The organism is Nocardia sp. NPDC050718 (assembly GCF_040654235.1).
In the GTDB taxonomy this organism is placed as follows: domain Bacteria; phylum Actinomycetota; class Actinomycetes; order Mycobacteriales; family Mycobacteriaceae; genus Nocardia.
The window spans coordinates 1960427-1973762 of the sequence record NZ_JBFAHQ010000001.1 but is presented as its reverse complement, the minus strand read 5'-3'; the positions used below and the strand labels follow the sequence as shown (position 1 = coordinate 1973762).

14 protein-coding genes are annotated in these 13336 nt (G+C 70.4%); 3 read left to right on the top strand and 11 right to left on the bottom strand.

The window, feature by feature from the left end:
- Positions 1-1293, bottom strand: coding sequence for a PQQ-binding-like beta-propeller repeat protein (locus AB0H54_RS08940; protein ID WP_357343950.1), 1293 nt, complete (start codon positions 1291-1293; stop codon positions 1-3).
- Between the two features lie 134 nt (positions 1294-1427).
- Between AB0H54_RS08940 and AB0H54_RS08935 the strand changes: the two genes are divergently transcribed.
- Genes AB0H54_RS08935 through AB0H54_RS08925 form a run of 3 tightly spaced genes read left to right on the top strand, consistent with a single transcriptional unit; the run spans position 1428 to position 3492 of the window.
- A complete protein-coding gene (locus AB0H54_RS08935) occupies positions 1428-2174 on the top strand; it encodes an acyltransferase (RefSeq protein ID WP_357343948.1) in 747 nt (248 codons plus the stop codon).
- A 59-nt stretch (positions 2175-2233) separates the two neighbouring features.
- Positions 2234-2773 (top strand): DUF1697 domain-containing protein, encoded by a 540-nt coding sequence (locus AB0H54_RS08930; protein ID WP_357343946.1) that lies wholly within the window; start codon positions 2234-2236, stop codon positions 2771-2773.
- A 29-nt stretch (positions 2774-2802) separates the two neighbouring features.
- Complete coding sequence (locus AB0H54_RS08925; protein ID WP_357343944.1) at positions 2803-3492, top strand: CoA pyrophosphatase; 690 nt, start codon at positions 2803-2805, stop codon at positions 3490-3492.
- Positions 3493-3495: 3 nt separating this feature from the next.
- Here AB0H54_RS08925 and AB0H54_RS08920 read toward each other — a convergent pair whose 3' ends face one another.
- From AB0H54_RS08920 to ctaD, 10 genes are all read right to left on the bottom strand, one after another.
- Positions 3496-4770 carry a class I SAM-dependent methyltransferase gene (locus AB0H54_RS08920; protein WP_357343942.1) on the bottom strand — a complete coding sequence of 425 codons (1275 nt, stop codon included), beginning with the start codon at positions 4768-4770 and terminating at the stop codon, positions 3496-3498.
- The gene (locus AB0H54_RS08915) at positions 4771-5748 is read right to left on the bottom strand and encodes a methyltransferase domain-containing protein (protein WP_355282178.1); all 978 of its coding nucleotides are present in this window, start codon (positions 5746-5748) and stop codon (positions 4771-4773) included.
- An 87-nt stretch (positions 5749-5835) separates the two neighbouring features.
- Complete coding sequence (locus AB0H54_RS08910) at positions 5836-6612, bottom strand: enoyl-CoA hydratase-related protein (protein WP_357343940.1); 777 nt, start codon at positions 6610-6612, stop codon at positions 5836-5838.
- A 9-nt stretch (positions 6613-6621) separates the two neighbouring features.
- The gene (locus AB0H54_RS08905; RefSeq protein ID WP_357343938.1) at positions 6622-7428 is read right to left on the bottom strand and encodes an NUDIX hydrolase; all 807 of its coding nucleotides are present in this window, start codon (positions 7426-7428) and stop codon (positions 6622-6624) included.
- A 189-nt stretch (positions 7429-7617) separates the two neighbouring features.
- Positions 7618-8451, bottom strand: a complete 834-nt coding sequence (locus AB0H54_RS08900) for an ABC transporter ATP-binding protein (RefSeq protein WP_355282184.1) — start codon at positions 8449-8451, stop codon at positions 7618-7620.
- A gap of 18 nt (positions 8452-8469) precedes the next feature.
- Entirely contained in the window at positions 8470-8628 is a 159-nt protein-coding gene (locus AB0H54_RS08895) for a hypothetical protein (protein WP_357343936.1), read from the bottom strand.
- 139 nt (positions 8629-8767) lie between these two features.
- A complete protein-coding gene (locus tag AB0H54_RS08890; RefSeq protein ID WP_357343934.1) occupies positions 8768-9550 on the bottom strand; it encodes a peptidyl-tRNA hydrolase in 783 nt (260 codons plus the stop codon).
- 72 nt (positions 9551-9622) lie between these two features.
- A complete protein-coding gene (locus tag AB0H54_RS08885; RefSeq protein ID WP_357343932.1) occupies positions 9623-10045 on the bottom strand; it encodes a protease inhibitor I42 family protein in 423 nt (140 codons plus the stop codon).
- Positions 10046-10126: 81 nt separating this feature from the next.
- Positions 10127-11356 (bottom strand): phosphoserine phosphatase SerB, encoded by a 1230-nt coding sequence (serB, locus tag AB0H54_RS08880; RefSeq protein ID WP_355282368.1) that lies wholly within the window; start codon positions 11354-11356, stop codon positions 10127-10129.
- Between the two features lie 81 nt (positions 11357-11437).
- A complete protein-coding gene (gene ctaD / locus AB0H54_RS08875; RefSeq protein ID WP_218719296.1) occupies positions 11438-13180 on the bottom strand; it encodes a cytochrome c oxidase subunit I in 1743 nt (580 codons plus the stop codon).
- Positions 13181-13336 lie beyond the last annotated feature (156 nt).

The following is a 13336-nucleotide window of genomic DNA, read 5'->3' as shown; positions in this document are numbered from 1 at the left end:
TCAGGCGTCGGGCGCGAAGGTGAAGATCTCGCCGAGACGGGTGGCGACGACGACCTCGCCCTTCGGCCCGACCGAGGTGCCGGTGGTGGTGCCGGTGGCGCCGGGCAGGACATCGGAGTCGACGGTGTTGCCGGTGGCGGTGTCGAAGGTGATCAGGCTCAGGCCCGCGCCGATGGCGGCCACGGTGTAGCCGACGCCGCCCGCGGTCTGGGCGGGTGTGCCGCGCAGCGCCAGGTCCTTGCGTTCCCAGGCGGGCTCGGCGCGGTCACCACGGTCGCGCACGGCCATCAGGTAGCCGTCGTCGCCCGCGGGGACGATCAGGTCGTCGACGACGGAGATGCCGCCGCTGGGGGTCCAGCCGAGCGCGTGCGTCCAGCGGGTGCTGCCGTCGTCAGTGTTCACCGCGATCAGGCGGCCGCTGTTGTCACCGATGTAGACGGTGTCGCCGTCGCCCGAGAGGGTGGGGCTGGTGGCGCTGCCACCGGTGAGCATGTCGGCGCTCCAATCCTGGACGACCTTGCCGTCGGCGTAGCGCATCGACCGCAGCGACGCGGCCGCCTTGCCCGGCTCCCACACGGTGACGAAGAACCGGCCCGATTCGGGGTCGACGGCGGTGGTGTTGGCGACCGCGCAGCGCGGGCCGCCGGTCCGGCAGTCGTCGAGACCGTCGCCGGAGGCCGGGCGGGTCAGGCCGGGCAGTTGCAGGAAGTCGGGCTCACCGAGCAGTTGCAGTGTCGGCACCTCGCGGCCGCCGGTCTGCCTGCTCAGGATGTCGACCTGGCCGGACTGGGTCACCGTCAGCACCCGGCCGTCGCCGGTGAACTGGATGGCCACCGGGACGCCCGCCACCGGCGTGCGCCAGCGGGGCTGGCCCAGGTAGTTGAAGGAGTTCACCGCGCCGTCGTCCCCGACGTAGACATTGCTGACGCCGTCGACCACGGTCGGCGCCTCGATCGTCGACGGGCCGAGCGGGTTGCAGAAGCGCTTGCGGCCGGTCGGCATCTGGAAGGAGAAGATCGCGCAGTTGCCGGTGCTCGAAGTGACGAACATCTGGCCCTCGGGACCGATCGTCAACGGCTGGGCGATCGGGCCGCCCACCGGACGGGACCAGCTCAGCGTCATCGAGTCCGCGCCCGTCACCGGGCTCGCCCCGCCGTTGCGGCCGTCGTGATGGGCTGCGGGCCAGCCCTTTCCGCCGCCGACGGTGATGTCGTCCACATCGGTGCCGCATCCTGCCAACGCCACCACACCGGCGGCAGCGAGCGAGGCCGCGACGCGAGTCCGAGTTCGCACCTGCTGATCTCCCTGTGTAATCGAGCCGATGATCGGGGTATCGCACGGTAGGCGTGCGCTCCGAAAGTACTCTGTGTAACCGACGACCGAATCCCCGGGGCTGGCCCGGTGCGATCACGACGGGAGAGTACTTCGTGACGAGCATGTGGGGCGCGCCGCTGAGCGCGCGCTGGCGTGGTTCCCGCCGCCGCGATCCGCAGCAGGCGCGGTTCCTGACCAAGGACTCGCTGCGCTGGGTGCTCGCCAACCGCGCCTACACCCCCTGGTACCTGGTGCGCTACTACCGGCTGGCCAAGTTCCGGCTGGCCAATCCGCACATCGTGCTGCGCGGGATGGTGTTCCTCGGCCGCAATGTGGAGATCCACGCGACCCCGGAATTCGCCCGCATGGAGATCGGCCGCTGGGTGCACATCGGCGACGGCAACGCGCTCCGGTGCCACGAGGGTTCGCTGCGCATCGGCGACAAGGTGGTGTTCGGCAAGGACAACGTCGTCAACACCTACCTCGACATCGAGATCGGCGAGTCGACGCTGGTCGCCGACTGGTGCTACATCTGCGACTTCGACCACAAGATGGACGACATCACCCTGCCCATCAAGGACCAGGGCATCGTGAAGAGCCCGGTCCGGATCGGCCCCGACACCTGGATCGCCGCCAAGGTGACCGTGCTGCGCGACACCCGGGTGGGCCGGGGCTGTGTGCTCGGTGCGCACGCCGTCGTCCGCGGTGACGTCCCCGACTACAGCATCGCCGTCGGCGCGCCGGCCAAGGTCGTCAAGAACCGCAAGGTGGCCTGGGACGCCAGCGCCGAGGAGCGCGAGGCCTACCTGGCCGCCCTGGCCGATATCGAGCGCAAGAAGAACGCCGCCGCCCAGGCGTAACCGCGTGGCGCGGCGCGCTGCGATGGTGTGTGTCGGTGGTGGTCGGTACGGTCGGCTCCGTGGAGAGCTATGCGGCGCTGCTGCGGGGGATCATGCCGACCAACCCGAACATGCGCAACGAGAAGTTGCGCGGGGTGCTGGAGGGGCTCGGGTTCGACAAGGTCGCCTCGGTGCTCACCAGCGGCAATCTGGTGTTCCGCACCGGCGACGATCCCGCCGACCTCGAGGACCGCATCCAGGAGGCCCTCGCCGCTGAACTGGGCATCCCGGGCGGCACCATCATCCGGAGTCATCGGGTGCTGCGCGAACTGCTCGATCGCGACCCGTTCGACGGGCTCCCGCACGAGCGCGGCTCGTACCTGACGGTCACCTTCTTCAAGCACGAGATGCGCGAGGCCGACCTGTCCTCGTTCGACGACGATCCGCTGACCCGCGTCATCGGCTACGACCGCGACGCCCGCGCGTTCCTCACCGTCATCGACAACAGCACCGGCGCGACGCCCGACTTCATGGCCCGCTTGGAGAAGACCTACGGCAAGGACATCACCACCCGCACCTGGCTCACGGTGCAGCGGGTGGTGAAGAAGATGGAATCCTGACTCGTCGGCCGCTGGGGCAAGATCGAGGGGTGAGCCACCCGTACCTCCCTCGCGGCATCGAGGAATTTCGCGCCCTCGCCAAGGCCCGATTGACGGCGTTTCCCCGGATCGCCGTCCCCGATGTCCCCGGTATGCGCCGCGCGGGCGTGACGCTGTGCGTGGTGCCGGGCGCCGGCGACGTCCTGTCGGTGATCGTGATGAAGCGCGCCTACCGCGGTCGCAACGCGGGCCAGTGGGGGTTGCCGGGCGGGCGGCTGGAGCCCGGTGAGACCGCCGAGGTCGCGGCGCTGCGGGAACTGCGCGAGGAACTGAACCTGACCGCGAAACCAGCCGATGTGCTTGGCCTGCTCGACGATTTCCCGGCCACCTCAGGCTTCGCGATCACCCCGGCCGTGGTCACGGTCGACGATATCGACGCCTTGCGGCCCAACCCGGACGAGGTGTTCTCCGTCCACCAGGTCGACCTCGCCCGGCTCGCCGCCGAGGACGTCCCGCACTGGGTGCGCCCCGAACACGCCACCCTCCAGCACGAACTGCGCGGCGATCTCCCGGAGGCGGATGCCACCGGGCTGCTCCAGATGCGCATCGCCCCTGATATGACCATCCACGCCCCCACCGGCGCCCTGCTGTGGCAGTTCCGCGCGGTCGTTCTGCTCGGCCACTCCCCCACCGATTCCCGGGTCGCCCACTTCACCCAGCCCGACTGGACCGCGCACTGACGCCTACGGGGCGACGGCGGTGCAGAGGAAGACCACGCCCGCCCGCCCGATCCGGGTGACGACCAAGGTGTAGGGGACCGAGCCGCGCAATTTCAGCTTCTTGCGCAGGGCGTCGGGATCGAGATCGATGCCACGGACCAGGATCTCCAGCGACCCGCAGTCGCGCCGGGACAGTTCCTGGCGCAGGGTCTTCTCGCGCAGCTCGAAGCGGTCCTCGATGCGGAAGCCGCGCAGGCCCGCCGGGACCGTGTCACCGGTGAGATAGGCGATCTGCGGATCGAGCTGCCAGAGACCGTGTTTCGCCGCGTAGTGGCGGACCAGGCCCGCGCGCACGACCGCGCCGTCGGGGTCGAGGATCCACGCGCCGGGAGCGCGCTCGGGGATGTCGTCGGGCTCGGCGTCGGTGAGCGTGCTCGCGCCGCCCCGGGAGTCGAGGACGGTGGCGCGGCGGGTGACGCCGGGTTCGGTCAGGCCGGGCGACCACAGGCAGGCCTCGCGGACCGCGCCGTCGAGGGAGACGATCTCCACCTCGCCTGCCCACCCGAGGCGGTCGAAGTCCAGACCGGGGGCGGATTTCACGGCGATGTCGCGGCCCGCGTACGCGGCCAGCAGATCGGGCAGCGGGGGCTGGAGTTTGGCGGGGTCGTAGGTCCGCCTGCCGTCGGCTCGCCGCGCCGGGTCGGCGATGATCACGGTGTCGCGCGAGGTCGGTACGAGTGCGTCAGCCTTCGCCAACACGATGTTGCGCCCCCGCGTCGACGAGTGCTCGGTGGCGACCGGAGCGGCGTCGTTTCGCTCGGCGGTACCCGTGCGGTCGTTCTCCGGGGGCTGTTCCGCGGTCGCGCGCAGTGGCACAGCGCCGAGATTGTGGGCGGCCATCGCCAGCCGGACCTCGTCGAGATCGCTGCCGATCACCGCCGGGCACACGGCCGACAGTTCGGCCAGCTCCGCGCCGATCGAACAGGTGACGTCGTGCACGGCCCGACCGGCCAGCCGGGCCGCCCGGTGCCGGGCCACCAGCGCGGGTGTCGCCTGCTGCAACGCGTCGTCGGTGAACAGCCAGTCGGCGGCGCCGGGCAGCTTCACCGCGGCCTTGCGCCGCAATCGCACCGTCTCGATCAGCGCGGCGGCCCGCTCCGGAGACGCGCGACGCACCTGCTCGAGATCGCGCAGGTGCGTCGCCGGAGTCAGCTCCAGCCGGTCGACCTCGGCGAGCGCGGCGGATCCCGCCGCGCTGCCCAGGAAGGCGACATCGTCGCGGCCGAAGCGGTACCCCACTTACTTCTTGGCCGCGCCCGGCTTCACGCCGGTGATCATCGCGTTGTAGAAGAACTCGCGCGGGACGACCTTGCGCAGCACGTTCTCGTCGAGCCAGCTCAGGCCCAGCCAGGCGCGGTACTGCGCCATGCGGTAGCCGACCGTCAGCTTCTCGTCGGGCACGGCGGCCTCGAAGGTGCGCACCGGCCAGCCCCACAGGGCCGCGGCGAACTCCTCCGTGGTGGCCTTCACGTCGACGGCACCGGCCGACTTCGCCATCTTCTCGAGATCGGTCGGGTCGAAGGTGTGCAGGTCGACGACGGCCTCGAGCGCGGCGGCCCGGGAGGACTCGTCCAGCTCGGTCTGCGGACGGCGCCAGCCGGACAGGAACGGCAGCTTGGTGATCTCGGTGGTCACCTTCCAGGTGGCCTGGCCGAGCTTGCGGGCGTAGAAATTGCCCACGGTGGTCGGCTCACCGGCGAAGACGAAACGCCCGCCCGGCTTGAGCACGCGCAGGCACTCCTTGAGCGCCAGCTCCACGTCCGGGATGTGGTGCAGCACGGCGTGGCCGCAGACCAGGTCGAAGGTGTCGTCGTCGTACGGGATGGTCTCGGCGTCGGCGACGCGGCCGTCGACATCCAGGCCCAGGTGCTCGGCGTTGCGCAGCGCGACCTTCACCATGCCGGGCGAGAGATCGGTGACCGACCCCTTCTTCGCGATGCCGCCCTGCATCAGGTTCAGCAGGAAGAACCCCGTGCCGCAGCCGAGCTCGAGCGCCCGTTCGTAGGGCAGCGGGGCGGGGCCGACCGCGAGGTCGAACCGGCCGCGGGCATACGCGATACAGCGTTCGTCATAGGAGATCGACCACTTGTCGTCGTACGTCTCCGCTTCCCAGTCGTGATACAGGACCTGGGCGAGCTTGGTGTCCTTCAGCGCTGCTTCGACCTCGGCCTCGGTGGCGTGCGGGTTCGGCGCCGGGTCATCGGGGTGGACCGTCATAACCGCCAAGAGTAATAGGAGACCCTCAGCACGCAATGGCCGGTCTTGTTTCCGGCGGTTCCACTTGGTCGATTGACCGGTCTCAGCTCACCGTCCGGTGAAAACGGCGCTGTTCGGACCGTCGGCGGCGAAGGCGCGGGTGCCGGTGCGCGTGTCGTCGGTGTCGAACAACGCCGACCACTCGGTGACGGCGGTGGAGTGCGCGTGCGGGCCTGCTTCGAAGACGGCCTTGGCGGCGGCCAGCGCCCGCGGCGCGGCCGTGACGAACTGCTCGGCCCACCGGCGCGCGGCGTCGAGGACGTGGTCGGGCGCGACCACCTCGTCGACCAGACCGAGCTTCGCGGCCTCCTCGGCGTCGACGAAACGGCCGGTGTAGACGAGGTCCTTGGCCCGGCTCGCGCCGATCAGCAGCGAGAGCTTGCGGATGCCGGCGAGCGGGATCAGCCCGGCCTTGATCTGCGGCAGGCCGAGCTTGACGTTGTCGCCGATGATCCGATGATCGGCGCCGAGGGCGAGTTCGAGGCCCGCGCCGAGGCAGTAGCCGGTGATCGCGGCGACGGTCGGCTGCGGCACCTTGGTGAGACAGCCCAGCGCCGCCTGCAGATCCGCCGCCATCGCGGCGGCCTGCCCGGCGTCGAGCTCGGCGAGTTCGGTCATCTCGTCGCCCGCGCTGAAGACCCGCTCGTCGCCGTAGACGATGAGCGCGGCCACGCCCGGGTGCCGGGCCACCGTCTCGGCCGCCGCGGCGACCTCACGGGCCAGCTGGGCATCGACCAGGTTCAGCGGCGGGCGATCGATGCGCAGCAGCGCGACGCCGCGAGCGGACGGGTCGGCGGGCAGCTCGAGGGTGACGAATTCGGCCATGCGGTCAACCTACCGGCCGCCCAGTGCACCCAGCTGCGGCAGCTCCGCGAAATACCGGCCGTTGTCCGGGAAGTCGGTCAGCGGCGGGCCATCGGCGTTGGGCGTGTAGTGCGGCATGATCGGCGTGATCGCCCGCTCGGCGGCCAGCACGGCCGCGGTGTCGGCGAATCCGCACAGGCCGTCGAGCTGCGACCAGGTCGGCGGCAGCAGGACGTGTTCGCCCGCCCGCCAGCTCGCCAGGGCGGCCTGCGGGGTCGCCCAGACGACCTGGGCGGCCTCGGAGGTGGCACCGTCGGCGATCTGCCCCTGCGGGAGCACAGCGACGAAGAAGCGGGTGTCGTAGCGCCTCGGCTCGGCCTCGGGGGTGATCCAGTTCGACCACGGCCGCAGCAGGTCGGCGCGCAGCACCAGCCCCTCGGCCGCGAGGAAGTCCGCGAGCGAGAGCTCACGACGCTCGAGCTTGCCGCGAGCCTCGCGGTAGACCGCGGAGTCGTCGACGACGGTGTCGGCGGTCGGCCCGGCCAGCAGCACGCCGCATTCCTCGAAGGTCTCCCGGACCGCGGCGGCGACCAGCGCCTGCGCGGCCTGCTCGGTCGTCGCGAAACGCTCGGCCCACCAGGCCGGCGCCGGCCCGGCCCAGGCGATGTCGGCGGTGCCGTCGGCGGCGTCGACGCCACCGCCGGGGAACACCGTCATCCCGGCCGCGAAGGCCATCCCGCTGACGCGGCGCTGCAGGAACACCTCGATGCCGTCGGCGCCGTCGCGCACCAGCATCACCGTCGACGCGTCGCGCGCGGCTACCCCGGACTCACTCATACCGTTCCTCTCCACCACAGGGCCGACGGTCCGGCGGCCGCCGCGCAACGGCGGCTCACCGGAGCCACATCCGTTCCACCGCGGCCGTCGCATCGGCCTGTCTGCACCCTAACGCTCGCTTGGTTCGCCAGGGAAACAGTTCAGCCCGGACCGTGCCACCGCGCCCCGAGGGTTCCCGCTGAGTGGGCCTCAGGCCCGGCGGTGCTGCCCGGCGCGCCGGGCCCGGCGGGCGAACCAGCGCCCGTCGACCCGGTCCAGCGCGATCGACTGGCTGAACGCGGCGCTGAGGTTCGCGGCGGTGAGCACGTCCTCGAGCAGCCCCTGCCCGACCACCTCGCCCTCCTTGAGCAGCAGGGCGTGGGTGAAGCCCGGCGGGATCTCCTCCACGTGGTGGGTCACCAGGACCATGGCGGGGGCGTCGGGATCGGCGGCCAGATTGCCCAGCCGCTCCACCAGTTCCTCGCGCCCGCCCAGGTCCAGGCCGGCGGCCGGTTCGTCGAGCAGCAGCAGTTCGGGGTCGGTCATCAGGGCACGGGCGATCAGCACGCGCTTGCGCTCACCCTCGGACAGGGTGCCGTAGGTGCGGTCGGAAAGGTGTTCGGCGCCGAGGGTTTCCAGCATGTCGACGGCGCGTTCGGTGTCGATGTCCTCGTAGCGTTCGCGCCAGCGGCCCAGCACCGCGTACCCGGCCGACACCACCAGGTCGCTGACCTTCTCGTCGACGGGGATGCGGCTGGCCACCGCCGCCGAGGACAACCCGATGCGTGGCCGCAGCTCGGTGACGTCGACGCGACCCAGGGTCTCCCCCAACAGGTTCGCGTCACCGGAGGTCGGATGGACCTCGGCGGCGGCCATTCTCAATAGCGAGGTCTTGCCGGCCCCGTTCGGGCCGAGCACCACCCAGCGTTCGTCGAGCTCGACCTGCCAGGTGACCGGGCCTACGAGCGTTCGGCCCGAGCGGCGGATGGTCACGTCGGAGAAGTCGATGAGCAGATCGGGATCGGGTTGCGACACGCGCTCCATCTTGGCCCACGGGGGCCCTCAGCGGAACGACCGGCCCGTGTGGGATTCGTCGTTCCTGGTCGACGCCGATTCGCGGGGCCCGCCGGGCTCGCCGCGCAGCATCCGCGCGGCGACGAAGGAGATCGGCACCGACAGCACCGCCCACACGATCAGGATCACCACAATCGTCGTCACCATCGCGGAACCTCCCTACGCCCTCGATGCCCCAGCCGTCGTGTACGTATACCCCCAGGGTCCTCCAGATACACCGAGTCCGGGCGGCGGGTCGCGAAATCCGCCGCGAGAACGACGAATTCGGAGCGCGTAGCGCGCCCGCTCAGGCCCGCGCGGGCACCGCGATCACCGTCATCGAACCGGGCGCCACCTCGGTGAAGCCCGCGTCGCGGACGGCGACGGCGCGTCCGGCGGCGACCTCGGCCACCAGCGCGGGCCAGAGTCGTTCGTCGGCGTCGCGGACCGCGCAGCGGAACCCGTGCGCGGCCCAGTCGGCAGCGGCGGCCACCGGCAACGCGCCCGCCAGCAGCATGCTCGCGTGGCCGACCTGGGCGGCGGCCTTGCCGACCGACATCTCCAGGGCCGCGTTCACCCACAGCACCGGCAGTTCGGGGTCCGGCGGGCCGGGCTCGTCGTGGTCGAGGTCGGTGCCGCCGATCTGCAACTTGCGGATCCGCTGATCGATCGCGCCCACCGGGCCGGGCACGAACGCGCGCGCCTGGGCGCCGTCGACCTCGACGGTCACCCCGTCGACCGCGCCCGCCGCGATCCACTGCGCACCGCGCGCCCGCCGCGCCACCTTCCTGATCCGGGAGCGCTTCCACGCCAGGTAGCGCGGTTCCCACTCCCCGCCCGGCCCGGATCGCGGATCGAGGCACACGGCCACCGCCGCGGCCGCCGCGGCTTCCAGCAGCGCGCTGCGTGCGGGCGGGTCGGCCTTGGGGATGTGCAGCACCATCTGCATCGCCTGGACCATGGCCGGGTCGTCGGGGTCACCGTTGCCGCCGTAGCCGCGCGCCAGTTCGGCGTGCCGGAGCGCGAATTCGGCCGCGTCGTCGCGTGCCGGCGCCTCGGTCTCCACGCCGCTCAGTTCCCCGCTACCCATACCCAACACCCGATCCGCTCGACGCCACTGCGGCCAAGCCTATCGAGGCGGGCGGACACCGCGACGTGGGCGCTAGGCGACCCGCACGGTCAGGATGAACTCCGGTCCCGGCTCGATCGGCGGCTGACTGGCCGGACCGTAGACGAACTGGATGGTCGAGGTCCCCGGCCCGACACCGCGGAACGGCCACAGCGTGCTGGCCCCGTCGGCCTGCGGCGGCTCCGGCGCGAGCACGCCCCGCTCGATGTTCACCGGCGACCAGGACTCGGTGTCGTCCGGGTTCTGCGGCAGCCGGACCAGCAGCAGCTGGCCGAGCCCCAGCGCGACCGTGCTCCCGCTGAAGGTCTGGTCCACCTCCACCGGGCCCGCCGCGGACTGCGGCGCGGTGGTGGGCAGCTCGATCGTGGTCGAGGAGAGATCCCCGGTGTCGTCGTCGGCACCGCACCCGGAGACCACCATCGCCACCGCGCACGCCGCGAACAGGATTTTCCGCATGGCACACTCCCAACGCCGAAGGACACCCTGCGCTGGAGGCTAACGCCGCGACCGGGCCGATCCGGTCGCGACGCGCCAGGACTACCGGCCGAGCAGCGGAACCCGGCGCACGCCGCCGTCGCGGGCGTCGGCCGCCTCGACCTCGTCGCGGGTGACGCCGAGGATGAACAGCACCGCGTCCAGGTACGGGTGCGACAGCGCCGTATCGGCCACCTCGCGCAGCGCGGGCTTGGCGTTGAACGCCACGCCCAGCCCGGCCGCGTTGAGCATGTCGATGTCGTTGGCGCCGTCACCGACAGCGACCGTCTGCTCCATCGGCACGCCCGCCTCGGCGGCGAACTTGCGCAGCGCGGTCGCCTTGAACGCCCGGTCGACGATCTCGCCGATCACCCGGCCGGTGAGCTTGCCGTCGACGATCTCGAGCGTGTTGGCCTGCACGAAGTCCAGTTCCAGCTCGTGCGCGAGCGGCTCGATGACCTGCCGGAACCCACCGGAGACCACACCGCAGCGGAAGCCGAGCCTGCGCAGCGTGCGGATGGTGGTGCGCGCGCCGGGGGTCAGCTCGATCCGGTCGGCGACCTGCTCGATCACCGATTCGTCCAGGCCCTCGAGCGTGGCCACCCGCTGCCGCAGCGATTCGGCGAAGTCGAGTTCGCCGCGCATCGCGGCCTCGGTGACCTCGCGGACCTGCTCCTCGACGCCGGCGTGCGCGGCCAGCATCTCGATGACCTCGCCCTGGATCAGCGTGGAGTCCACGTCGAAGACGATGAGCCGCTTGGCCCGGCGGGCCAGCCCGGCTCGTTCCACCGCGATGTCGACCTGTTCGGCGACGGCGATGTCGGCCAGCGCGGTGCGCAGCCGCGCGTCGGTGTCGGCACCGGAGTCGGCCGCCGAGACCATCAGTTCCATGCCGGTCACCGGGTAGTCGGCGATGCCGCGGATGGTGTCGATATTGGCGCCGAGCCCGGCCAGCAGGCGCGAGATCGCGCTGAAGGCGTGCGCGGTGACGGGCGCGCCGAGCACGACGACGGCGTGCGTCGACATCGGCGGCTTGCCGATCTGCGCGTCGACCGACACGTCGACCTGCATGCCGACGGTGTTCATGGCCTCTTCGAGCTCGTCCTGCAGCGCCTCGGGGTCGTTGGGGCACGAGACCAGCACGCCGAGGGTGAGCCTGCCCCTGATGACCACCTGTTCCACGTCCAGCAGGCTCACCTGATGGCGTGACAGCGTCGCCAGCAGCACGGACGTGACGCCGGGTCGGTCGGGGCCGGTGACGGTCACGAGAACTGTGGTGTCGGCCAAGTCGATCTGCTCCGTTCGATTACCCACAAAAAGAGTGTGCACCTGCTGGTCACCCAGCAGGTGCACACCCTGGTCTTCCGGTGTTTCTTACTTCTTGGCGAGTGCGCCTTCGCTGACGTGCGTCGCGTGCTTACCCGAGCCCCAGCCCACGTGCGCCTCGGCCTTCATGCGCTCGACCATGTGCGGGTAGTGCAGCTCGAACGCCGGACGCTCCGAGCGGATGCGCGGCAGCTCGTAGAAGTTGTGCCGCGGCGGCGGGCAGGTGGTGGCCCACTCGAGCGAGTTGCCGTAGCCCCACGGGTCGTCCACCGTGACGACCTCGCCGTAGCGGTAGCTCTTGAAGGTGTTCCACACGAACGGCAGCATCGACGAGCCCAGGATGAAGGCACCGATGGTGGAGATCGTGTTCAGCGTGGTGAAGCCGTCGCTGGGCAGGTAGTCGGCGTAGCGACGCGGCATGCCCTCGGCGCCCAGCCAGTGCTGCACCAGGAAGGTGGTGTGGAAGCCGACGAAGGTGGTCCAGAAGTGCCACTTCGCCAGGCGCTCGTCCATCATGCGGCCGGTGATCTTCGGGAACCAGAAGTAGATACCGGCGAAGGTGGCGAACACGATGGTGCCGAAGAGCACGTAGTGGAAGTGCGCGACGACGAAGTACGAGTCGGTGACGTGGAAGTCCAGCGGCGGCGAGGCCAGGATGACGCCCGACAGACCACCGAAGAGGAAGGTCACCAGGAAGCCGATCGACCACAGCATCGGTGATTCGAAGGTCAGCTGGCCGCGCCACATGGTGCCGATCCAGTTGAAGAACTTCACACCGGTCGGGACGGCGATGAGGAAGGTCATGAAGGAGAAGTACGGCAGCAGCACGGCGCCGGTGGCGTACATGTGGTGCGCCCACACCGCGATCGACAGCGCCGCGATACCGAGGGTCGCGTAGACCAGCGTGGTGTAACCGAAGATCGGCTTGCGGCTGAAAACCGGGAAGATCTCGGACACGATGCCGAAGAACGGCAGCGCGATGATGTAGACCTCGGGGTGGCCGAAGAACCAGAACAGGTGCTGGTAGAGCAGGATGCCGCCGGTGGCCGGGTCGTAGATGTGGCCGCCCAGGTGGCGGTCGTAGGCCAGACCGAACAGCGCCGCGGTCAGCAGCGGGAAGGCCAGCAGCACCAGGACCGAGGTCACCGCGATGTTCCAGGTGAAGATCGGCATGCGGAACATGGTCATACCGGGCGCGCGCAGGCAGACCACGGTGGTGAGCATGTTGACACCACCGAGGATGGTGCCGAGACCGGAGACGGCCAGGCCCAGGATCCACAGGTCGGTGCCGACGCCGGGCGAGTGCAGGATGTCGGTCAGCGGCACGTACGCCGTCCAGCCGAAGTCCGCCGCGCCACCGGGGGTCACGAAGCCCGCGGTCGCCATGGTGCCGCCGAACAGGTACAGCCAGTAGCTGAACGCGTTCAGTCGCGGGAAGGCGACGTCGGGGGCGCCGATCTGCAGCGGCAGGATGATGTTGGCGAAGCCGAACACGATCGCCGTCGCGTAGAACAGCAGCATGATCGTGCCGTGCATGGTGAACAGCTGGTTGAACTGCTCGGGCGAGAGGAACTGCAGACCCGGGCGCGCCAGCTCGGCGCGCATGAGCAGCGCCATGAGACCACCGACCAGGAAGAAGCTGATCGCCGTCACCAGGTACATGGTGCCGAGCACCTTGGGGTCGGTGGTGGTGACCGCCTTGTACAGGAACGAGCCCTTGGGCCCGGTCCGAGCGGGATACGGTCGAGTCGCTTCCAACTGAGGGACTGGCCTGGGCTCTACCGCAGTCACTGATCCTCCTGAAGATGCCTGTACGTCACTCGCAGGCCCTCCGTCCTCCGGTCAGAGGCAGACGACGGTCAGCATGCGTTGGTGTGAATCGTAAACCGTGCTGCCGCAGCATTCCGCGCGGGTCCTACTCTGTGTCGTATTCAGCGCGCCGTAGAC

Excerpts from the sequence above, each read along its gene's own strand:
- AB0H54_RS08905 (WP_357343938.1), bottom strand. The coding sequence starts at position 7,428 with ATGAGTGAGTCCGGGGTAGCCGCGCGCGACGCGTCGACGGTGATGCTG.
- AB0H54_RS08915 (WP_355282178.1), bottom strand. The coding sequence starts at position 5,748 with ATGACGGTCCACCCCGATGACCCGGCGCCGAACCCGCACGCCACCGAG.
- AB0H54_RS08900 (WP_355282184.1), bottom strand. The coding sequence starts at position 8,451 with ATGGAGCGCGTGTCGCAACCCGATCCCGATCTGCTCATCGACTTCTCC.
- AB0H54_RS08890 (WP_357343934.1), bottom strand. The coding sequence starts at position 9,550 with ATGGGTAGCGGGGAACTGAGCGGCGTGGAGACCGAGGCGCCGGCACGC.
- AB0H54_RS08895 (WP_357343936.1), bottom strand. The coding sequence starts at position 8,628 with ATGGTGACGACGATTGTGGTGATCCTGATCGTGTGGGCGGTGCTGTCG.
- AB0H54_RS08885 (WP_357343932.1), bottom strand. The coding sequence starts at position 10,045 with ATGCGGAAAATCCTGTTCGCGGCGTGCGCGGTGGCGATGGTGGTCTCC.
- AB0H54_RS08910 (WP_357343940.1), bottom strand. The coding sequence starts at position 6,612 with ATGGCCGAATTCGTCACCCTCGAGCTGCCCGCCGACCCGTCCGCTCGC.